This window comes from Ruegeria sp. CDSB114 (assembly GCF_059611025.1).
This window is the reverse complement of sequence record NZ_JBXWOT010000002.1, coordinates 246,696-265,849: the sequence shown is the minus strand read 5'-3', so window position 1 is coordinate 265,849 and position 19,154 is coordinate 246,696. Positions and strand designations below refer to the sequence as shown.

18 protein-coding genes and 1 tRNA gene are annotated in these 19,154 nt (G+C 56.2%); 8 read left to right on the top strand and 11 right to left on the bottom strand.

What is annotated here, in order from left to right; translation table 11 throughout:
• The first annotated feature begins 34 nt into the window (after nucleotides 1–34).
• Nucleotides 35–2,017, top strand: a complete 1,983-nt coding sequence (locus tag AC2FIP_RS08845; RefSeq protein WP_496786009.1) for a DNA/RNA non-specific endonuclease — start codon at nucleotides 35–37, stop codon at nucleotides 2,015–2,017.
• Between the two features lie 37 nt (nucleotides 2,018–2,054).
• Here AC2FIP_RS08845 and AC2FIP_RS08840 read toward each other — a convergent pair.
• From AC2FIP_RS08840 to hutC, 4 genes are all read right to left on the bottom strand, one after another.
• Nucleotides 2,055–2,132 (bottom strand) — tRNA-Arg (locus AC2FIP_RS08840).
• 625 nt (nucleotides 2,133–2,757) lie between these two features.
• Nucleotides 2,758–4,134: a formimidoylglutamate deiminase gene (locus AC2FIP_RS08835; protein WP_496786008.1), complete on the bottom strand. Its 1,377-nt coding sequence runs from the start codon at nucleotides 4,132–4,134 to the stop codon at nucleotides 2,758–2,760.
• 44 nt (nucleotides 4,135–4,178) lie between these two features.
• On the bottom strand, nucleotides 4,179–4,982 hold the full coding sequence (gene hutG / locus AC2FIP_RS08830) for an N-formylglutamate deformylase (RefSeq protein WP_496786007.1): 804 nt from the start codon (nucleotides 4,980–4,982) through the stop codon (nucleotides 4,179–4,181).
• 96 nt (nucleotides 4,983–5,078) lie between these two features.
• Nucleotides 5,079–5,783 (bottom strand): histidine utilization transcriptional repressor HutC, encoded by a 705-nt coding sequence (gene hutC, locus AC2FIP_RS08825; protein ID WP_246097191.1) that lies wholly within the window; start codon nucleotides 5,781–5,783, stop codon nucleotides 5,079–5,081.
• Between the two features lie 216 nt (nucleotides 5,784–5,999).
• Between hutC and hutI the strand changes: the two genes are divergently transcribed.
• The 3 genes from hutI (at nucleotide 6,000) to hutU (ending at nucleotide 10,519) form a co-directional block, all read left to right on the top strand.
• The gene (gene hutI, locus AC2FIP_RS08820; RefSeq protein ID WP_496786005.1) at nucleotides 6,000–7,208 is read left to right on the top strand and encodes an imidazolonepropionase; all 1,209 of its coding nucleotides are present in this window, start codon (nucleotides 6,000–6,002) and stop codon (nucleotides 7,206–7,208) included.
• Complete coding sequence (gene hutH / locus AC2FIP_RS08815) at nucleotides 7,205–8,740, top strand: histidine ammonia-lyase (RefSeq protein WP_496701674.1); 1,536 nt, start codon at nucleotides 7,205–7,207, stop codon at nucleotides 8,738–8,740. The genes hutI and hutH overlap by 4 nt, the downstream gene beginning before the upstream one ends.
• A gap of 105 nt (nucleotides 8,741–8,845) precedes the next feature.
• Nucleotides 8,846–10,519 carry a urocanate hydratase gene (hutU, locus tag AC2FIP_RS08810; protein ID WP_496786004.1) on the top strand — a complete coding sequence of 558 codons (1,674 nt, stop codon included), beginning with the start codon at nucleotides 8,846–8,848 and terminating at the stop codon, nucleotides 10,517–10,519.
• Between the two features lie 101 nt (nucleotides 10,520–10,620).
• On the opposite strand, the gene glyA is transcribed toward hutU, so the two are convergent.
• Nucleotides 10,621–11,928, bottom strand: a complete 1,308-nt coding sequence (gene glyA, locus AC2FIP_RS08805; RefSeq protein WP_496786002.1) for a serine hydroxymethyltransferase — start codon at nucleotides 11,926–11,928, stop codon at nucleotides 10,621–10,623.
• 103 nt (nucleotides 11,929–12,031) lie between these two features.
• Between glyA and AC2FIP_RS08800 the strand changes: the two genes are divergently transcribed.
• A complete protein-coding gene (locus tag AC2FIP_RS08800; RefSeq protein WP_496691739.1) occupies nucleotides 12,032–12,901 on the top strand; it encodes a LysR family transcriptional regulator in 870 nt (289 codons plus the stop codon).
• 8 nt (nucleotides 12,902–12,909) lie between these two features.
• Here the strand turns inward: AC2FIP_RS08800 and AC2FIP_RS08795 are convergent, their stop codons facing one another.
• Both AC2FIP_RS08795 and AC2FIP_RS08790 read right to left on the bottom strand, forming a co-directional pair.
• Nucleotides 12,910–13,386, bottom strand: coding sequence for a GNAT family N-acetyltransferase (locus AC2FIP_RS08795; protein ID WP_496786001.1), 477 nt, complete (start codon nucleotides 13,384–13,386; stop codon nucleotides 12,910–12,912).
• Nucleotides 13,387–13,698 carry an ETC complex I subunit gene (locus AC2FIP_RS08790; RefSeq protein ID WP_142635668.1) on the bottom strand — a complete coding sequence of 104 codons (312 nt, stop codon included), beginning with the start codon at nucleotides 13,696–13,698 and terminating at the stop codon, nucleotides 13,387–13,389.
• A gap of 158 nt (nucleotides 13,699–13,856) precedes the next feature.
• On the opposite strand from AC2FIP_RS08790, the gene AC2FIP_RS08785 reads away from it, so the two are divergent.
• Both AC2FIP_RS08785 and uvrB read left to right on the top strand, forming a co-directional pair.
• On the top strand, nucleotides 13,857–14,336 hold the full coding sequence (locus AC2FIP_RS08785; RefSeq protein ID WP_496786000.1) for an SRPBCC family protein: 480 nt from the start codon (nucleotides 13,857–13,859) through the stop codon (nucleotides 14,334–14,336).
• Nucleotides 14,337–14,416: 80 nt separating this feature from the next.
• A complete protein-coding gene (gene uvrB, locus AC2FIP_RS08780) occupies nucleotides 14,417–16,606 on the top strand; it encodes an excinuclease ABC subunit UvrB (protein ID WP_496693620.1) in 2,190 nt (729 codons plus the stop codon).
• A 22-nt stretch (nucleotides 16,607–16,628) separates the two neighbouring features.
• Here uvrB and AC2FIP_RS08775 read toward each other — a convergent pair whose 3' ends face one another.
• The 4 genes from AC2FIP_RS08775 to AC2FIP_RS08760 form a co-directional block, all read right to left on the bottom strand.
• Nucleotides 16,629–16,994, bottom strand: a complete 366-nt coding sequence (locus AC2FIP_RS08775; protein ID WP_496785999.1) for a hypothetical protein — start codon at nucleotides 16,992–16,994, stop codon at nucleotides 16,629–16,631.
• Nucleotides 16,995–17,025: 31 nt separating this feature from the next.
• Nucleotides 17,026–17,454 (bottom strand): hypothetical protein, encoded by a 429-nt coding sequence (locus AC2FIP_RS08770; RefSeq protein ID WP_496785998.1) that lies wholly within the window; start codon nucleotides 17,452–17,454, stop codon nucleotides 17,026–17,028.
• A 338-nt stretch (nucleotides 17,455–17,792) separates the two neighbouring features.
• Nucleotides 17,793–18,083 carry a hypothetical protein gene (locus tag AC2FIP_RS08765; protein WP_496709164.1) on the bottom strand — a complete coding sequence of 97 codons (291 nt, stop codon included), beginning with the start codon at nucleotides 18,081–18,083 and terminating at the stop codon, nucleotides 17,793–17,795.
• A 274-nt stretch (nucleotides 18,084–18,357) separates the two neighbouring features.
• Nucleotides 18,358–18,804: a MarR family winged helix-turn-helix transcriptional regulator gene (locus AC2FIP_RS08760; protein WP_496785996.1), complete on the bottom strand. Its 447-nt coding sequence runs from the start codon at nucleotides 18,802–18,804 to the stop codon at nucleotides 18,358–18,360.
• A gap of 110 nt (nucleotides 18,805–18,914) precedes the next feature.
• Here AC2FIP_RS08760 and AC2FIP_RS08755 point away from each other — a divergent pair, with 110 nt between their 5' ends.
• Nucleotides 18,915–19,139, top strand: a complete 225-nt coding sequence (locus AC2FIP_RS08755) for a hexameric tyrosine-coordinated heme protein (RefSeq protein ID WP_142635660.1) — start codon at nucleotides 18,915–18,917, stop codon at nucleotides 19,137–19,139.
• The last annotated feature ends 15 nt before the right edge of the window (nucleotides 19,140–19,154 follow it).

The window sequence follows — 19,154 nt, the reverse complement described above, 5'->3', positions numbered from 1 at the left end:
TTGAAAACTTCATATTAGCTGAGGAACCAATGCCATGAGCGATTTCGAAAAGGAAACATTCAGCCGGCTGGAAGGCCTTGGAAATGCCGGAACAATCGACAAGGCGCGTGAGGCTCTGGATACCAGTCCGGGCATTCTTGGTGAAATGGGCCTGACACCGGATCGTGCCCGTGAATTGATGGGCGCGCAGATGAATAAGCTGGAAAGCTTTGGCTCTACGCCCTCGCAACTTGAAGCCATCGTGCGCGCGGTCGGACGCCCTCCCCTGATCGTGCGCGGCGGCAAGGTTGAAGGCAAACAATCGCTGTCATCCGACTTTCCGCCGGATATCGACATTCGTATTGGCAAGGCCGAAGACAATATCGCCTCGGTCGGGCGGATCGAGTTTATCAATCATGACTTTAGCTGGGGTGGCACTGGCTGGGTGATCGAAAAGAAGGACGACCATCTGCTGATCATCACCAATCGCCATGTTGCCAAGCTGGTCGCGCGGCGCAGTTTCCTGGGCGATGGTGTCTTCATGTTTGCCCCCGGCAATGCCCGCTATGGCGCCCGGATAGATTTCCTGGAAGAGGTCGGCGCGGCACAAGACCCCGAACGGCTTTTCGACATTCGCAAGTTCACCTATATCGCCGAAGATGCGGCCGCAGATATCGCGCTTGGAAAGATCGACCTGCCCGCAGATACGGCCAATTTCACGCCTACGCCGATCCCGCGCGCCGATACGGATGCCCAGCACGGCGAATGCGTCGCGGTGATCGGGTATCCCGCCAAGGATTCCCTGCGCAATGACCCCACGCAGATGTCCAACTATTTCAACGGCCTGTATGACGTGAAACGCTTTTCGCCCGGATTTCTCATCGAAGACGGCGGCGTGACGATCCTGCGCCATGACTGCACGACTTTGGGCGGCAATTCGGGCTCGCCTGTGATCTCGTTGGACAGCGGCAAAGCGGTTGGTCTGCATTATGCAGGTACCTTCGGCGTCGGAAACTCGGCGGTCAGGATCAGCACGGTCAACGCATTGTTGGACGGGGCGGTGCCGACCTCGATCCCCGGAACTGAAATCGTCCGGCCAGAACGACCTGACGGAAACCATGACGCAGACCATTTTGAACCGCGCGACGGGTACAACCCGGACTTCCTTCAAGTGGCAGAGGTCCCTCTGCCGGTGGTACCGAATGCGTTTGGGCTTGCCACTCCGTCGGATGCGACCCCGGAACGCCCCAACGAATTGCGCTATCAGAATTTCGGCATTCTCTATTCTGCGACTTTCAAAACACCGATCATTGCCGCGCTGAATATCGATGGTGCCAAGACCCGACCGCAAAAACGAGGTAGCGACAAGTGGTTCGCTGACCTGCGCATCCCAGCAAATGTCCAACTCGGCAAAGAGGATTATGATCACGCGGATATTGACCGGGGCCACCTGGTTCGCCGTGCGGCGACAAATTGGGGTGTCGATGATGCACAGGCCAAACAGGCCAATGATGACAGCTTTCACTATACCGCTGCTGCCCCGCAGCACCGGGCCTTTAACCGGAGCCACGCGCAATGGTTGGGTCTTGAGAACTTTATCATGACAAATGTGCGCACACATGGATTCAAGGCCTGCGTGTTCACCGGACCAATCCTGACCGGTGACGAGCCGATGTTGAAAGATACCGGATCGCCGGTACCCCTGAAGTTCTTCAAGCTTGTGACCATGCTGGCCGAAGAGGATGGCAGCGAAGGCATTCTTCGCCTTCATTCCACCGCCTATGTGCTCAGCCAGGTTGAGGTCATCCAACAGATGCTCTCGAACGAGGGGAGCGTGGAATCTGTCGGTGGATTTGAGTTTGGTGCCTATAAGACATTCCAGATCCGCGTCCGGGATTTGGAAAAATTAACCGGGCTGAACTTTGGCCCCCTTAGCGACGCCGACCCATTGGCGCAGCGTCTGACCGATGCAGAAAGCCTGGCGGGACAACCACGTCCGATCGTCACAGTCGAGAGCTTTGCCAACGTCGTAATCTGAGGGTGGCGGATGAATACTCAATTAGGAATTGTGCATTTGGCGAGCCGTGGAGGACTCGAACCCCCGACCTGAGAATTAGAAGTTCCCTGCTCTAATCCAGCTGAGCTAACGGCCCGCTCATATTCTGGCTGTATCAGCCAAATCCCTCGCCTTGTCAACTTGATGGAGAGATGAGGTTTTGGGGCAAAAAACCTCTCTGATTTCAGCATTATCTCTGACCGGAGCAAGCTTATACAGGTACCTTGATTGCTGGGTGAACTGCACCTCGAAGCCATGCCTCAAAAGGCCCTAACCGAGTCGAACTTACCAGACTAATTCAGGCCGCTTATGCAGCCTGTCACGATGACGGAATACATCGGCAAACTGGGATGCCGCCACCTGCATCACTGCAATTTGATATTGCGCCGCGCAGTGGCAGACCTGTTTGATCAGATCTTCCGCAGATCCCAGCTGATTGCGGTGGCCGGAATTGTTAATAGCACCGCACACATGCCCAGACCCGTCATTGGGGGGTACGGTGATCCAGTTCCGTTTCGCTCAGATCCGCCAGCATCACGCGCGCAATTGATGTGACAAGGTACGGAAGGCGCGAACCAACTGGAATGTTCGAATCCAATGGGCTGGGTGACAGAAAATTCCTTGGCGATCTCGGACAATGTTTTCAGCCTGACCAGCACCAAGTGCCCCAAGGTTCTTAAGCTCGCGCAGTAATGAGTTCCGTTGGTTCTATTCACCCTTCATCATAGTTTTTGCGCCAACCGACGCATGGTGGAAATATATCCGGCGTCGATGGACTCGTGATCGGGGTGCTGACCATCTTCAATGACCTTTTGACCAGCAACATAGACGGCAATGATTTCTGCCTGCTGACCCGAGAACATGTGGAAATCCAGCACGGCTTCGGGCGACACCGCCGCCATCAGACCATTCCTATCGTAAGACAATTCTACAAAATCAGCACGGCACCCTTCTGCGATACGGCCGATATTGCGCCCGGCTGCACGCGCTCCACCTTGGGCGGCGGCTTGCCAGAGATAACCACCGACATTGGGCATGTCCTTGGAGCACATAACATTGCGCTGCCGGTGCAGCAGGCGCTGACTATATTCCAGTGTGCGCAGCTCCTGAACTGCCTGGGTACAGATGTTGCTGTCCGAGCCGATACCAAAATGGCCATTTGCTGCCACGAAATCGACCGCCCGGAAAATCCCGTCTCCAAGATTTGATTCCGTCAGCGGGCACAGACCCACGGTCGCGCCCGAAGCGGCAATGGCCGCAACCTCGGCGTCATCCAGATGGGTGGCATGGATCAGGCACCACGCGGCGTCAATCTGGACCTGGTCCATCAGCGCCGAAACAGAGCGTTTGCCACTATGGGCGATACTGTCTTCCACCTCTTTGGTCTGTTCGGCCACATGGATGTGAACTGGACACCCCGGCAACTGGTCTTGCCGAAGCTCCATAAGCCATGACATTTCATCCTCGGTTACGGCGCGCAGGGAATGCGGCGCGATTCCGAGGTTAAGCTTTTCATGCTGCTGCTTCAGGGTTTCGATCAGCAAAGCGTATTGATCGCGTGCATTGGTGAATCGCCTCTGAGCATCTTGCGGAGACAGCCCGCCGAAATTTGCGTGTGCATAAAACACCGGAAGATGCGTCAGGCTGAGGCTCATTCGATCTGCAGCAGAGACAATAGCAGAAGACAGCTCCTCAGGTTGGGCGTAGTGCGCTCCATCCTCTTTGTTGTGCAGATAATGAAACTCGACAATCTCGGTATAGCCGCCTTTGAGCAATTTCATATACAGCTTGGCAGTGATTGCCTGCAGGTCCTCGGGCGATACGTTATGAGCGAAATAATACATCATTTCGCGCCAGGACCAGAAGCTGTCGACCGGATTCCGGCGCACTTCTGATAACCCAGCCATCGCGTATTGAAAGGAATGACTGTGCAGGTTGGGCATGCCCGGCACAACCGGGCTTTCAATCACCGGATAGGCGTTGGGATTGTCGTCTGCGACCAGTGCTCCGAACTCACCTGATTCCGTGACGGTTACGGAGATATTGCTAAGCCAACCCTGGTCCGTCAGTGCCTGTTTGAAATGAAATCCAGTTGTCATCCACTTTCCTTTACTTGGATGCCGTATCGGCGAGTCTGTTTGGGTCATCCACGGGTGGTGTTAACTTCATCCAACAACGCGGTAACAAGGTTCTTGATCGCGGTGCCAAGCACCTCTGCCTTAGGGGACACAAGATCCCAAGGGGCGTGCTCGATCATATAGGTGGACTGTGCAATTTCGAGTTGCAGCGCATGAATGTTCTGGTCGGGTTGGCCATAGTGCCGGGTAATATGGCCTCCCTTAAAGCGGCCGTTTTTGACAAAGCTGTATTGGCCGGACCCCAGCGATCTTTCGGCGCAGGCCTCAAAGCGCGCGGCTGTGCTGGCCCCGCTATTTGTGCCCAGATTCAAATCCGGCAGCACCCCATCAAACAGCCTTGGCACTTCGGAACGGATGGAATGCAGATCCAACAGTATGCAGGTGCCAAACTGCGCCCTGATCCGCAGAATCTCAGCCTTGAGCGCCTGATGATACGGTGCCCAATAGGATTGGATGCGCGTCTGTGTCTCCTGCCCATCTGGCTCTTGCCCTTCCAGATAAAGCGGCTGACCGTCAAAATCGATTTGCGATATCAGGCCGGTTGTCGGACCGGAATAAAGCGGCGCGTCATCAGCTGAACGGTTCAGGTCCACCACATAGCGCGAATACTGCGCCGCCATGACACCCACACCCAATTCGGCACAAGGCAGCGCCAGCTTGTCCATGTGCCAATCCGTATCCTTCAGCTCCAGCGCGGCGGGTCGCAAACGGCGTTCAACCTCCGGAGGCAGCAAGGTTCCGGCATGTGGGACATTCAGCAAAATCGGCGTTGAACCCGCCTTAAACGTCATTAGATTCTGAACAGCCATCGCGTTCCCTTTGTTTGATGTTCTGTCAGCCCATAATTCGGCAGACCGACGAAGACCGATATTTTTTATCGCCCCAAAAGCTGGACTCCGGTCAGATCAGAGATGCGTCGTCATCCGGTAACCCGGTGCAAAGTAAAGCTTGGCATATGTCACCGGCGCGCGACGCAGCCAGGTAATGCGTTCGGCGGTAAAGATCGGGTCGCCAGGTGGCGTGTCCAGGAACTTGGAGATTTCACCATCAGCCTTGGTCGCCATGAAACTAAGCTCCAGATTGCTGAATGGCACCCTGTTAACCAACCAGTCATTCGGCCCCGATTGTTCGAAGCTTTCCTCCAACACTTCAGGTACAACGTCGGCAACTATCCATCGCACCTCAAGCTGAAACGCTACGTTGTCGGCATAATGCATACATCGCAGGTGCAAGACGTCCTGCTCTTTTTTCAGGTCGAGGCGTGATGCCAGCCAGGACGGTGCGGGTTGCACCTCTCGGTCCACCAAAGAGTACCGATAGGCCGCACCGGTGGCCGTTATCTCGTCACGCACCAAAGGGATCGCAAATTGCGCCTTTCTGATGGGAGAATTCAGAACCCGCGTGCCGGCCTTGCGTTTTCTTTCCAGGTATCCTTCTTCGGCAAGCTCTCTCAACGCCCGGTTGACCGTTGTTCGTGTACTTGAGAATTCAGCGGCCAAATCCATCTCGCTTGGCAAAATGGAATCCGGGCTCCAGATACCGGTTTGGATTCGATCCAAAACCACCTGCTTGATGTCCCGAAAGCTCATGTTCCCCTGAGGTCTTGCCATAAAACTCCCCAACTCAAAAACCGGCCTTAATTGGCTTATACATACACATAAGACATCTGCAATGAAGCATGTAACTCTGCCCCGCACCTAAGTCCTCCACCTAATTTGACTCCAAGAAGGCGGCTTCGGCGCGATGCCTTTCATTATTTTGTGTACACATTATGCAGTAATCAGTATACCTATTTCAGAAGCATTGCAACTTGGGATCAGATTCTCATGACTGGTAAAACAACCCTTCGTGGCGCAAAAATTGCAACACAAGCCAGCCAGCAGGGCCCTTATGGGCTAATCGAGGATGGCATCATCGTAATAACAGGTGAGTTTATCGAATGGGTCGGACCCAGACGCGATCTGCCCGATGAATATACCGAGCTTGAGGCCGAGGATCTGAACGGACGCCTTGTGACGCCCGGTTTGATCGACTGCCACACCCATGTTGTATTTGGCGGCGACCGCGCCCAAGAGTTTGAAATGCGCCTGAATGGTGCAAGCTATGAACAGGTTGCGCGCGCCGGAGGCGGTATTAACGCAACCGTTCAAGCGACACGGGCCGCCAGCCTGGAAGAGCTGATAGAAAGTGCATTGCCCCGCGTCGACGCGATGATCCAAGAGGGCATGACCACTATCGAAATCAAGTCCGGCTATGGGCTAGAACAACAGACAGAGCTGAACATGCTGCGCGCCGCGCGCGAAATTGGAAAACGTCGCCCGGTTTCTGTTCAAACCACATATCTGGGCGCCCACGCGACTCCGCCAGAGTACAAGGGGCGCGATGACGCCTATATCGACGAGGTCGTCATTCCGACCTTGCGGGCCGCCCATATAGAAGGGCTGGTCGATGCGGTTGACGGATTCTGCGAAGGGATCGCCTTTCAGCCCAAACAGATCGCCCGTGTCTTTGACGCCGCCGCTGCGCTTGACCTTCCGGTTAAACTGCATGCCGAGCAGCTTTCTAATCTGGGCGGGGCGCAGCTTGCCGCCTCCTATGGCGCATTGTCTGCGGATCATATCGAGTATCTTGACGAAGACGGCGTGATCACCATGGCCCAGGCGGGAACAGCGGGCGTAATCCTGCCCGGTGCGTTCTATACTCTGCGTGAAACGCGTCAGCCTCCGATTGAGCTGCTGCGCAAACACGATGTCCCAATGGCACTGGCAACCGATTGCAATCCGGGATCATCCCCCCTGACATCTCTTCTTCTGACCATGAATATGGGCTGCACCCTGTTCCGCATGACGCCAGAGGAAACACTTGCGGGCGTAACCTGTAACGCAGCGCGTGCCCTTGGTTTGAGTGATCGCGGTATGATCGCCGCGGGTCAGCGGGCCGATCTGGCGGTCTGGAATGTGGGCCGTCCGGCCGAGCTTTCTTATCGTATCGGGTTCAACCCGCTTCACAAACGCATCTTTGGAGGTCAAGCGTGACAACTCTCACTCTGGCGCCCGGGCAGGCTACTCTGCCTCAGCTTGAAACCATCTATTGGGATGAAGCCTCGGTCATACTTGATCCGACGTGTCGTCCTGCGGTCGAGGCGGCCGCAAAACGGATCGCTATCGCCGCTGCGGGTGATGTACCGGTTTATGGCGTCAACACGGGTTTTGGCAAATTGGCCAGTCTCAAGATCAAATCTGAAGACACCGCCACTTTGCAGCGAAATCTGATCCTCAGCCATTGCTGCGGCGTAGGAAACGCGATGCCCCGCCGGATGGTTCGGCTTATGATGTCTCTTAAGCTATTGAGTTTTGGCCGTGGCGCATCTGGCGTCCGCTGGCAACTGATCAAGCTTATGCAAGACATGCTGGAAAAAGGCGTCACCCCTGTTGTTCCAAATCAGGGATCGGTTGGCGCGTCAGGCGATCTGGCACCTCTTTCACATATGACCGCAGTAGTGATCGGTGAGGGAGAGGCGGAATATAAAGGCGAAATTCTTCCGGGCGCCGAGGCGCTTGCAAAGGCTGGCCTGTCCCCGATCGAGCTTGGCCCCAAGGAAGGTTTGGCCTTTATCAATGGCACACAGTTTTCAACGGCCTATGCGCTTGCCGGTCTGTTCGAAGTCTGGCGTGCTGTGCGCAATGCGCTGGTCATCTCGGCCATGTCCACCGATGCCATCATGGGATCAACCGCTCCGCTGCAGCCCGAAATCCATGCGCTGCGAGGACATCGTGGCCAGATCGAAGCGGCAGGTTCGATGCGTGAGATACTGGCGCAATCCGAAATTCGAGAAAGCCACCGGGATGATGATACACGTGTTCAGGATCCCTATTGCATCCGCTGTCAGCCGCAGGTGACTGGTGCGGCGATGGATGTCCTGCGACAGGCCGCACAGACCCTTTTGATCGAAGCGAATGCTGCAACAGACAACCCACTAGTGCTGACCGAAGCGGATATGATCGTGTCCGGTGGTAATTTTCACGCGGAACCCGTTGGGTTCGCTGCTGACATGATTGCGCTGGCATTGTCCGAGATTGGCGCGATCAGTCAACGGCGTATTGCTCTGATGGTCGATCCAACGCTCAGCTTCGATCTTCCGCCCTTCCTGACACCTGAACCCGGATTGAATTCCGGCCTGATGATTGCAGAGGTGACGACAGCCGCTTTGATGAGCGAGAACAAGCATCTGGCCAACCCTTGTGTCACCGATTCAACACCCACCTCCGCCAATCAGGAAGATCACGTCTCGATGGCAGCGCATGGTGCGCGGCGGCTGGCCCGCATGGTCGAAAATCTCAACCACATCCTTGGGGTCGAGCTGCTCTGCGCCGCGCGTGGCATCGAATTCCGTGCGCCCCTCCAGACAAGCCCGTTGCTGCAACAGGCCATCGCACGGCTGCGCGAGGATGTTTCGAGCCTGCAAGAGGATCGCTATATGGCGCCCGATCTGAAAGCGGCAAAGGAATTAGTTGCGTCGGGCGCGTTGCTGAACGCGCTGAACGCCTCTTTGCCGGGCCTTAACTGATGGCGGTCTTTGCCATGATGGCGCGCGACCGCAGCCGAGACACATGATTGAAAACTTCAATGCCCTTGCCCTGTCGGGCTCTATCCAATCTGAAGGGAATGACCGATGAGCGATCCTCGTAAGAACAGCCGGGACATCTATCCGCCAACCGGGACCGAACTGAATGCCAAAAGCTGGCTGACCGAAGCACCACTGCGGATGCTGATGAACAACCTGCATCCCGACGTGGCAGAAAACCCGCACGAGCTGGTAGTATATGGCGGCATAGGCCGGGCCGCGCGAACCTGGAAGGATTTCGACCTGATCGTCGACAGCCTGAAAGATCTGGAAGCGGACGAAACCCTGGTCGTGCAGTCGGGAAAGCCCGTCGCCATCGTCAAAACCCACAAGGACGCACCGCGCGTGCTGATTGCCAACTCGAACCTGGTGCCGCATTGGGCGAATTGGGATCACTTCAACGAGTTGGATAAGAAAGGTCTGGCGATGTATGGCCAGATGACTGCGGGTTCCTGGATTTACATCGGGTCGCAGGGCATCGTCCAAGGCACCTATGAGACCTTCATGGAAGCAGGACGCCAGCACTATGGTGGCAGTCTGAAAGGCCGTTGGATCCTGACCGGGGGTCTGGGTGGTATGGGCGGTGCTCAGCCACTGGCTGCTGTGATGGCGGGTGCCTGCTGTCTGGCCGTGGAGTGCGACGAGAAATCCGCCGATTTCCGACTGCGCACGCGCTATGTCGACGAGAAAACCCACAGCCTGGACGAGGCGCTGGATATGATCGAGCGTTGGACCAAAGCGGGCGAAGCCAAATCCGTGGCGCTGATCGGCAATGCCGCCGATATCTTCCCCGAGATCCACAAGCGCGGCGTCAAGCCCGACATCGTCACCGATCAGACCAGCGCGCATGACCCGATCAATGGGTACCTGCCTCAAGGTTGGACCGTAGCCGAGTGGCGATCCAAGGCTGAAACCGCTCCGAAGGAAGTGGAAAAGGCAGCCCGCGCCTCGATGAAGGTGCAGGTCGCGGCGATGGTTGCCTTTCACAATGATGGTGTTCCAACCGTCGATTACGGCAACAACATCCGGCAAATGGCGCTTGAGGAAGGTCTGGAAGACGCCTTCGCCTTCCCGGGCTTTGTGCCTGCCTATATCCGTCCGCTATTCTGCCGTGGCATTGGCCCGTTCCGCTGGGCGGCCTTGTCGGGGGACCCCGAGGACATCTACAAGACCGATCAAAAGGTCAAGGAACTGCTGCCCGATAACACGCATCTGCACAACTGGCTGGATATGGCGCGCGAACGGATCGCATTCCAAGGCCTTCCTGCGCGTATTTGCTGGGTTGGTCTGGGTGACCGACATCGCCTGGGTCTGGCGTTTAACGAGATGGTCAGAACGGGCGAGCTAAGCGCGCCGGTGGTCATTGGTCGTGACCATCTGGATTCCGGGTCAGTCGCCTCGCCCAATCGCGAGACCGAAGCGATGAAGGACGGGTCTGACGCGGTCTCGGACTGGCCTCTGCTAAATGCACTGGTCAACACTGCCTCGGGCGCGACATGGGTATCTCTGCACCATGGCGGCGGCGTTGGCATGGGCTTTTCCCAGCATGCGGGTGTGGTGATCTGCGCCGACGGCACCGATGATGCTGCCAAACGCCTGGAGCGCGTTTTGTGGAACGACCCTGCCTCGGGCGTGTGGCGTCACGCCGATGCTGGTTATGACCTGGCCAAGGATTGCGCCCGTGAACACGGGCTGCGCCTGCCTGGAATTCTGGGAAACTAAGTTTGGATCAAGCGGAACAGATCCCGGCCCTTCATTTGTGAAGGCCGGGATTGAACGATCACCAAACACCGTGCGCACCGGTTGCTTTTGGAAACGGTGATCTAATGGACAAAGCACAGCGTATTGAACGCGCGTCTCCAGGCTGAAACCTCGGAGGCAATCGGCGCGCCTTGCAGACCTTGTTTGATCAACCCCGCCAGACGATCCGAATCGCCTGCGGTCATCCCCCAACGAACAAGCTCGGGCGTGCCAATCCGCAGACCGTTCATATCACCCTCAACCGCCGCCACGGGCAGACCGATGCCGCAGGCAAGGAACCCAGCTTGGCGTAAGGTTTTTGAGGCCGCTTGCCCGCCCCCGAATGGCTCGGCCAGCACAGCGAACTGGTGAGAGTTGGTAAAGCCCTCGGCCCCAGCGAACACAGGCACATTTTGTGCATCCAAAGCCGCAGCCAATGCCTGCGCCATGGCGATCATCTCTTTCGCATAGGCCGCGCCAAAGTCTTTCCAGTCCAGCATCGTGACCGCAAGCGCGGCAGTTTTCGCCGCATCAAAATTGGCCGTCATGCCGGGAAAGGCGATAGCGTCCAGCGTTTTGGCGATTTCTGCATCATTCGAAACGATCAGCCCACCTGCAGGGCCACCAAGGCTTTTATAGGTGCTCATCGTCATGAAATGCGCGCCCTCGGCCAGCGGGTTGGACCAGGCGCGCCCGGCAATAATGCCGCATTGATGGGCCGCATCGAACATGACCTTGGCCCCGACCTCATCGGCGATGGACCGCACTTCGGACACGGGATGCTCGAACAGGTTCAGGCTGCCACCAATCGTAATCAACTTGGGCCGCTCGGCCCGTGCCAGCGCCCGCAGTTGGTCCAGATCAACGGTATAGCCATCGGCATTCACCGGGGCCTCTATGGTGCGCAAGCCGTATAAGCCGGCGCAGCCATCGACATGATGCGTCACATGCCCGCCTAGGGATGCGGGCGGCGCAATGATTGTGTCGCCCGGTTTGCAGGTGGCCATAAAGCCATAGAGGTTGGCAATCGCACCAGAAGGCACACGAACCTCGGTGAATTTGGCATCGAACACATCCGCGCAAAGCTGGGCCGCGATCACTTCGATTTCCTCGATCGCTTCCAGTCCCATTTCGTATTTGTCGCCGGGATACCCCAAAGAGGGGCGCGACCCGATGCCAGAGGATAATAGCGCTTCGGCTTTCGGGTTCATCACATTGGTCGCAGGGTTGAGGTTAAAGCACTCTTCCTCATGGATCACTCGGTTCTGCTCGGCCAGCTGCTCGATACGGGCCAGCAGATCGGCAGACGTTGCGGACGCCGTCGTGGCCGCTATGTCTTGAATCAGGGTTTCACTGGTGCTCGGCACCCAATCTCGTTGTGCAAGCGTCATTGGACGTCCTCCGTTTTGCAGCATGGTGGCAGCCATTCCGTGACAGCGCAAAGCAGATTTGCTATTTCTTGGCGTAGAAAAACTAAGGCTTGAAATGAGTGTCATGCCCAAACGCCCGAAAGGGCCCCCGCTGAATGCAATGCGCGCCTTTGAAGCTGCCGCACGTCATGACAGCTTTGTCGCCGCCGCTGAGGAATTGAGCGTTACGCCCGGAGCGATTTCGCAGCACATCAAGACACTGGAAGGCTGGGCAGGTACCGCGTTGTTTCGGCGCAACGCGCAGGGGGTGGAACTGACCAAGGCCGGGGCTTCGCTGGTGGCTGAATTCTCTGCGGCCTTCGACGGGTTGGCCGAGGCGACGCGTGCCCTCCGCAACCTCAAACCCAACGCCGATTTTCATATCGCCGCCTTGCCATCTGTTGCGCAGCTTTGGCTGCCGAAACGGCTAAGCCGGGTCAGGGCGCAGTTTCCGCATATCAATTTTTCGGTGACCGCGATGGAAAACCCACCCAGTCTTGATCGGGAATTGTTCGATCTGGCCATATTCATTGGCGAACCGAATGCTGAGCCCGAGCAGATTTGCATTTGCCCCGATCTTATCTCTCCAGTCGGCGCGCCTAGCCTGATCGAACGTATGAACCACTTTGGCGACACCGTCCTTCTGCATGACCAGACCTGGAACGACGATTGGACAATCTGGTCACAGAACACGGGAATTGAACTGCAAGATGCGCAGACCGGGCCGAAGTTTTCTCTGTACAGCCTGGCCGTGGAGGAAGCGAAGGCAGGTGCGGGTATTCTGATGGGGCATCTATGTTTGCTTGAGGATGCCCTGGCAAGCGGCGCTCTTAAGTCTGCAAGCGAATCCACCTGCCCAACGGGCCGCTTTCTGTTCGTCCAGATACCTGGCGCAACGCGACAAAGACTCGAAACGCAACAGGTCGTGGCATTGCTGAACGAAGATAGTGCCTAACAACCGGCCTATTCTGCGGGCTTTAGATCCAATCGCATGAAGGCACTGTTGGGGTCGGCCTCATAGCCGTAGATCGGGCCGCAATAGGAATAGCCCAGCGCTTCATACAGCCTGCGCGCGGCGTCATAGTAGGACAGATGATCGGCGCCCGTCTCAAGAACCAGCGCCGAGGTTCCTTCGACCCGTGCGTGATCAGCAAGATGGGTCATCATCACTCGCGCCAGACCGCGGCCACGCGCGGCGGCAAGGATATGCACGGATTTGACTTCGGCGGTCCCATCCGGCAGCGCCTTGAGCGCGCCGCAGCCCAGCACCTTGTTACCCTCATACAAAGCCCAGAACCGCATTCCGGGCCCGGCCAAGGCACTGGCATCCATCGTGTGATTGCTCTTGGCTGGCCCGGCGGTTTCGCTATGGGCAACATGCGCCTCGACCACCGGGCGCAATGCGTCGGAGGTTGGGTCAGTCTCGCGAATGTCGATCATTTAGTGCGTCCAGGGTGCGCGCCGATCGGTGGCAAAATTCTCGCCATAACCGCGCGCGCGCAGGTTCGGCTTGCGTTTATGCGGTTCACTGACCTGTGCGTCGATACCGTTGTCCTTGGCGTAATCCAGCGCCTCTTCCTTGGTGTCGAAATTCAGACGCACCTGGGTCTGGGTGTCACTGGAAGACGTCCAGCCCATCAATGGATCAACCTCGCGCGTGGATGCTGGGGCATATTCCAACACCCAATGCCGGGTCTTGGCCGTACCCGATGTCATCGCATTCCGCGAAGGCTGGTAGATCCGTGCGCGCATGTCGCCTCTCCGTACTCACTTGGCTGAGGTTGTTTATGCGTCAGAGCGAGGCCTGGGACAAGGTGGCAAATGTCGCGGAGGACAAGGATGTTCTGATGACGAAAACTGTCATTAGGGGAATGGTATAATCATTCAAACGACACAACAAGGACAGCAAGATGATCCACCACGAACGCAGCCTCGACATTGATACCCGACCCGAAGATATCTGGGCCATTCTGAGCCGGTTCATGCATATCGACGATTTCGCCCCGCAGGTGACTTCAGTAGATGCGCTAACACAAGGTGCGGATGGGGTGGGATCGAAACGACGATGCCATTTTGAAAATGGGACGTCTCTGGTCGAAGAAGTCACGGATTGGCAAATCAACCGGGGCTACCGTGTCCGCTTGTCTGAGATGTCTGCAATGCCTCTGACCCAAGCACATGCAGCAATCGCCGTTGAACCCCTTGCCAACAACCAATCCAGAGTAGTCTGGAGCATGGATTATCAAATGAAGTTTGGTCCATTGGGATGGCTTATCGGGCAGACTGTGCTGAAAGCGATGATGGGGCGTGTCCTGGGTGACAACCTGAAAGCGCTGGCCGACGAGGTGCAATCGGTTCAAATCCCCGATGCACAGTATGCCTATTACTGAAACTGAGTTTCTGAACCGGATCAGGTCTTGCAGTTGGACAAAATAAGAACAAATGTAGGGGCCTGACCCGGAGCCTGCCCATGCCTTACGCCCATTCCGACAAGACTCAGCTGACTGCTGATGACGTCCGCGCCCGCCTGAAACTGGAAGGCGGTAAAGAATTCGTCATGCATACCGAGTTCTCACCGGCAGGCGACCAGCCCACCGCGATCAAAGAGCTGACCAACGGTATCTTCGACGGCGAAAGAGAACAGGTACTGCTGGGCGCGACCGGGACGGGCAAGACCTTCACAATGGCCAAAGTGATCGAGGAAACCCAGCGACCCGCCATCATCCTTGCGCCCAACAAGACACTGGCGGCGCAGCTCTATGGTGAGTTCAAAGGTTTCTTCCCGGAAAACTCGGTCGAGTATTTCGTGTCTTACTACGACTACTACCAACCCGAGGCCTATGTCGCGCGCAGCGACACCTATATAGAGAAAGAATCCCAGATCAACGAACAGATCGACCGGATGCGCCACTCGGCCACCCGCGCGCTGCTGGAACGCGATGACGTGATCATCGTCGCCTCAGTGTCGTGCATCTACGGTATCGGTTCGGTCGAAACCTATGGGGCGATGACGCAGGACCTGAAGGTCGGCGGTGAATACAACCAGCGCCAGATCATGGCCGATCTGGTCGCCCAGCAATACCGCCGAAATGATCAGGCATTCCAACGGGGCTCGTTCCGAGTGCGGGGTGACAGCCTTGAAATCTGGCCCGCCCACCTTGAAGATCGCGCTTGGAAATTCTCGTTCTTCGGCGAGGAACTGGAAACCATCACCGAGTTTGACCCGCTGACCGGCGAACGCGCCGCGAATATGGAACAGGTGCGGGTCTATGCGAACTCGCACTATGTGACCCCGAAGCCAACGATGAACCAAGCGATCATCGGCATTAAAAAGGAACTACGTATCCGGCTGGACCAGCTGGTCGGCGAGGGCAAGCTGCTGGAAGCCCAACGGCTGGAACAGCGCACCAACTTCGATCTGGAAATGCTTGAGGCCACTGGCGTCTGCAACGGGATCGAAAACTACTCACGCTATTTGACCGGCCGCGCACCGGGTGAGCCGCCGCCAACCCTATTCGAGTTCATCCCCGACAATGCCATCGTGTTTGCTGACGAATCCCATGTCAGCGTGCCGCAGATCGGCGGCATGTACCGGGGCGACTATCGGCGCAAATTCACCCTGGCCGAACACGGGTTCCGCCTGCCATCCTGCATGGACAACCGACCCCTCAAGTTCGAGGAATGGGACGCCATGCGCCCGCAATCCGTCTTCGTCTCGGCCACGCCTGCGAAGTGGGAGATCGAACAGACCGGCGGCGTCTTCACCGAACAGGTGATCCGCCCCACCGGCCTGCTGGATCCCGAGGTCGAAATCCGCCCTGTCGGCATGCAGGTCGACGATCTGCTGGACGAGGTGCGCAAGGTCGCCGCCGACGGTTATCGCACGCTGGTCACCACTCTGACCAAACGCATGGCCGAGGACCTGACTGAATACATGCACGAACAGGGCATTAGGGTCCGTTACATGCACTCGGATATCGACACACTGGAACGCATCGAGATTCTGCGCGACCTGCGGTTGGGCGCGTTTGACGTACTGATCGGTATCAACCTGCTGCGCGAGGGGCTCGACATCCCTGAATGTGGGCTGGTCGCCATTCTGGACGCCGACAAAGAAGGCTTCCTGCGATCCGAGACCTCACTAGTCCAGACCATTGGCCGCGCCGCGCGGAACGCCGACGGGCGAGTGATCATGTATGCCGACAAGATCACCGGTTCCATGGAGCGCGCGCTGAACGAAACCGATCGCCGCCGCGCCAAGCAAATCGCCTATAACGAGGAACACGGCATCACCCCAGCAACGGTGAAGAAAAACGTCGAGGACGTTCTGGCCGGTCTCTACAAAGGCGACGTCGACATGAACCGCGTCACCGCCACCATCGACAAACCGATGCACGGCGCGAACCTTGAGGCGCATCTGGACGGGCTGCGCGACAAGATGCGCAAAGCCGCCGAGAACCTGGAATTCGAAGAGGCCGCCAACATTCGGGATGAGATCAAACGCCTAGAAGCGGTCGACCTAGCCATCGCCGACGACCCTATGGCGCGCCAATGGGCGGTCGAGAAAGCATCCGAGGACGCGGTGAAATCACGCGGACGGTCAACCGCTGGCAGGCCGGGACAACGGGGTGGGAATGTGAAGCGGAGGAAGCAGAAATAATTGATCGACTGGATACAGTCAATTATCTCTTTGAAAGTTCCAATTCAATCAGCTGCTTTTCGTTCAAACGAATGTGAGCTTCATTCTCCAGCCTATCTACTTCCTCAGAAAGTGAGCAAATTCTAGCATAGATTTCGGCAGCACTACATGCGTCCTTGAAAGAGTATCCCAAACTAACTAAGAGAAATAGAAATCCAATAGGGTTTAATGTGGCCGCAAAAGCAGAAGCAATGTTTCCAAATGTTTCTATGAAAGCTCGTGGCGCAAGTTCTCTTAGCCTATCTTTTTCCTGATCTACGAGAACTCGGTTATCTTCTATTCTCTGAGCAATCTCTACAAGCTGGCTACTATTGTCGCGTAGCAGGTCATTGAGGTCATCAACGTTCACATGTCTGAAATCGTGCGAATACATTTGTACACTATTGTTTGAATTTTTTACCAAAATTCAACTTATCAAGTACTTCAAGCTGTTCCTTCATTGCCTGTAACTTTCTTTCGACATTAGAAAGTTTTAGATGAGCACTGAACAAAAGGGCCCAAAGCGCTACAGTAACTAACAAAGCAATTACGGCCAATAACGGTCCAAGGAAAGAACTCAGCAAAGACCTCGGGAATTCCAAATCTTCCCAATACACCGGCGCAAACCCAAATATCGAAAACAAAGCAAAAAATAGCGGTAAGCCAACGAGTAATCCCGCCAATGGCCATCGGCTAATAGTTTGTTTGTCTGGTTTATTTTCTTTGTTTTTGAGGCCTTCCAATACTCTTCCTCCACAAATCCAAAAATTACCAAATTTTCTGCTTCTAAGCAATACAGTCCGGCAGGCGTAGGATGAGTTTCCAACCATCACTCCTAGGCGACCTAAACGTTTGATGGGAAAACCCCAGCAAGCGTAGGATGGATGCTCGCACCCACCATTTTCGATTGCGCTCCACGATGGGTGGGATCACTCATCCTACTCGCCACCTCATACTCCACCCTTCCAGCCCAGCGCCCTCTCCTCCACGTTGGAAATCACAAATTGTGATTCCAAACGGTTGCCATGACGAACACAAAAAACCTCCCCTCCACGCATGAGGTCCAAAGCGCCATTCACCGGGTGCGCGGCACCCGTGTGGTGCTGGCCGAGGATCTGGCACAGGTTCTTTTGCAAAAAAGGTGGGCGGGAATATCCCGCTCGATACTTTACCCCTTATCCCAATGGGCAATCACATCATACCCAACCGGCGTTGGCGGGCTTTCCATGAACTCGGCGAAATGGCCCCACAGCTCGGCCACTTTGGGTGCGTTTGCGTTCGAGGTCGCCTCGCTTTCAACAACCGAGATCACATAGCCCGACCCGTCCTCGTTCATCACATTGGTAAAGCTGTGCATGCCGGGCATGCCCATGATTTCTGATTTCAATGCGTTCATTTTCGCCGTCGCCATCTCACGCGTGCCGGGCTTCATCTTGAATTGAGTAATACGTGCGAACATGATCTTCCTCCCTCGTCCGGCGATATCGCCATGTGGCGCGGTCGGAACGACCCCGCCGCACACAACCTAGCACGGCAGCCCGAAATCTCACATTGATACGCTTGATTTGTGGCCATTTTCAACCATACGCCTCACTGTATTTGGGCCACTGACACGCCAGAGTTGCTGCCCAGCGCGGAAGGCGCGACATCTGAATCACATATTGTGATTCCACAGCCGCAGCCAGATCGAACCCGAACAACCAAAGCGCCGTTCACCGTGTTTGCGGCCTGAGCTAATTGCCGGCCTGAGACAAGCTGGCTTTCAGCTTCTCCAGCGTATTCAAAAGGCGGTCTAGGTCAGGTTCGTCCAGCCCGGTATCGGCGATCATGCAGGCGGTGATCTCATGCGCCACAGACCGCAAGGCCGATCCCGCCCCGGTCAGAGAAACAACAACCTGGCGTTCGTCCTCTTTGCTACGGGTTCGGTCGACAAGCCCGTCGGCCTCAAGGCGTTTCAGAAGCGGGGTCAGCGTGCTGGTTTCCATCGACAACGCGTTGGCCAACTCACTGACATTTCGCCGGTCTCTCTGCCACAGCAGAGTCAGGGTGATGTATTGCGGATAGGTCAGCCCTAGCGGGCCGAGGTGTCTCTTATAAGCGCGGTTGATCACATGCCATGACGTATAGACCGCATGGCAAAACATCTCGTCGGTCTTCGGTTGGGTCGGAGAATTTGTCACGGCAGCACCTTCGCTCGGTTATATCGTGCACGATATAATTCATTGACCCACACCCACAAGGTAGTTTATATCGTGCTCGATATTATTGTACACGATATATGAGGCAACACATGTCCTGGCTACCAACGCTCATCACCGAGACACCCGAGGAGGGATTTGACCTGGCAATCAAACTATCACGGATGGCGGTTAAGAAGACGCAGCCCAATGACGAGATTCGTCAGCGCCTGAGGCCGATCTACGAAAACGATGCGGACAGCCTGACTATGGTGTCGCATGTCGTGGCGACAAATTACCAGACCGTGGCGGCGGCGAACAACTATTGGCGCAAGTGAGTAAAGGTGAAATGG

Excerpts from the sequence above, each read along its gene's own strand:
- AC2FIP_RS08845 (WP_496786009.1), top strand. The coding sequence starts at position 35 with ATGAGCGATTTCGAAAAGGAAACATTCAGCCGGCTGGAAGGCCTTGGA.
- AC2FIP_RS08835 (WP_496786008.1), bottom strand. The coding sequence starts at position 4,134 with ATGACAACTGGATTTCATTTCAAACAGGCACTGACGGACCAGGGTTGG.
- hutG (WP_496786007.1), bottom strand. The coding sequence starts at position 4,982 with ATGGCTGTTCAGAATCTAATGACGTTTAAGGCGGGTTCAACGCCGATT.
- hutC (WP_246097191.1), bottom strand. The coding sequence starts at position 5,783 with ATGGCAAGACCTCAGGGGAACATGAGCTTTCGGGACATCAAGCAGGTG.
- hutI (WP_496786005.1), top strand. The coding sequence starts at position 6,000 with ATGACTGGTAAAACAACCCTTCGTGGCGCAAAAATTGCAACACAAGCC.
- hutU (WP_496786004.1), top strand. The coding sequence starts at position 8,846 with ATGAGCGATCCTCGTAAGAACAGCCGGGACATCTATCCGCCAACCGGG.
- glyA (WP_496786002.1), bottom strand. The coding sequence starts at position 11,928 with ATGACGCTTGCACAACGAGATTGGGTGCCGAGCACCAGTGAAACCCTG.
- AC2FIP_RS08800 (WP_496691739.1), top strand. The coding sequence starts at position 12,032 with ATGCCCAAACGCCCGAAAGGGCCCCCGCTGAATGCAATGCGCGCCTTT.
- AC2FIP_RS08795 (WP_496786001.1), bottom strand. The coding sequence starts at position 13,386 with ATGATCGACATTCGCGAGACTGACCCAACCTCCGACGCATTGCGCCCG.
- AC2FIP_RS08790 (WP_142635668.1), bottom strand. The coding sequence starts at position 13,698 with ATGCGCGCACGGATCTACCAGCCTTCGCGGAATGCGATGACATCGGGT.
- AC2FIP_RS08785 (WP_496786000.1), top strand. The coding sequence starts at position 13,857 with ATGATCCACCACGAACGCAGCCTCGACATTGATACCCGACCCGAAGAT.
- uvrB (WP_496693620.1), top strand. The coding sequence starts at position 14,417 with ATGCCTTACGCCCATTCCGACAAGACTCAGCTGACTGCTGATGACGTC.
- AC2FIP_RS08770 (WP_496785998.1), bottom strand. The coding sequence starts at position 17,454 with ATGGTTGGAAACTCATCCTACGCCTGCCGGACTGTATTGCTTAGAAGC.
- AC2FIP_RS08765 (WP_496709164.1), bottom strand. The coding sequence starts at position 18,083 with ATGTTCGCACGTATTACTCAATTCAAGATGAAGCCCGGCACGCGTGAG.
- AC2FIP_RS08755 (WP_142635660.1), top strand. The coding sequence starts at position 18,915 with ATGTCCTGGCTACCAACGCTCATCACCGAGACACCCGAGGAGGGATTT.